We start from the raw sequence: 939 nt of genomic DNA on the forward strand, positions 1-939 counted from the left end.
GGGGGTGTGATTTTGAAACCATCAGACTTCCAAAAGACAATACAGTGTCAGTTTGACTGTAAGCTCAAAAAGGTTGTGAAAGGCATTGTCCGTAACTACCGCAAGGAATTAGCCAGACGACAGGCAAAGGAAGTATCCTTTTGTGGGCTTCCAGAGATTGTTGTTGAGAAATTGATTGTATGGGACGATTACGAAAGTGAATATACAACATTCGATGTGTGCGGTACAGAAATCCATGTACTTGACGAAGAACTTGCAGAAGCACTGAAACAGTTGCCGGAGCAGAGCCGGAACATTGTATTGATGTTTTTTTCTTGGATATGAGCGATTCGGAGATAGGCAAAAAGCTGAACATCAACCGAAGCACATCATACAGACACAGAAGAAATTCACTTGAAGAAATCAAAAAGCAGTTAAAGGAGAAGAAAACAAATGAAAAATAAGCAACACACACTTCCATCATTTTTTCTCATATCATCAGCCGTGGACGGTAACGAAACTGCCATAGAAAAGCTGTTGCTGTTCTATGAAGCCTAATATACATTGTGGTTGATATGGAATTAAAGGGACGTATCAGAGAAGCCCTTTTGAAAATGATATGTGAATTTGAAATAGACGAACATTAAGTAATCTTTGAGCGGAGCATGATTTAACAAACTCCCCTCTTTCCTGTTCCGCTTTTTCTTATCATTCTGTATCAGTCCATTTGTAAAAATGAATTGATACAGGCTGACAAGAGCCTAACAGTTCTTTGACAAGTGAATAAAGCAGTCAGATACATTTGTGCTTGCAGTGAGCCATCGGAAGTTGTACGCCGTGACTTTCCCAATCGGGAGATAGCGATTCATGCAATGATCTGGGAGCGACCGTTGGAAAAGTTGTTCTGCCATGACCTGCAACACAGGATAATGATACACCCGTATGACACGGTTCAGCCCA

Annotated in this window: 2 pseudogenes; both read left to right on the forward strand. The window is 40.9% G+C overall.

The features are described from left to right. Positions 1-324 (forward strand): annotated as a pseudogene (locus tag PGW42_RS15785) (RNA polymerase subunit sigma); the annotation flags it as partial. Positions 325-432: 108 nt separating this feature from the next. Further along, a pseudogene (locus PGW42_RS15790) lies at positions 433-626 on the forward strand (helix-turn-helix domain-containing protein). The last annotated feature ends 313 nt before the right edge of the window (positions 627-939 follow it).

This window comes from Coprococcus sp. TM115-187 (assembly GCF_027679115.1).
Lineage (GTDB): Bacteria > Bacillota > Clostridia > Lachnospirales > Lachnospiraceae > Allocoprococcus > Allocoprococcus comes.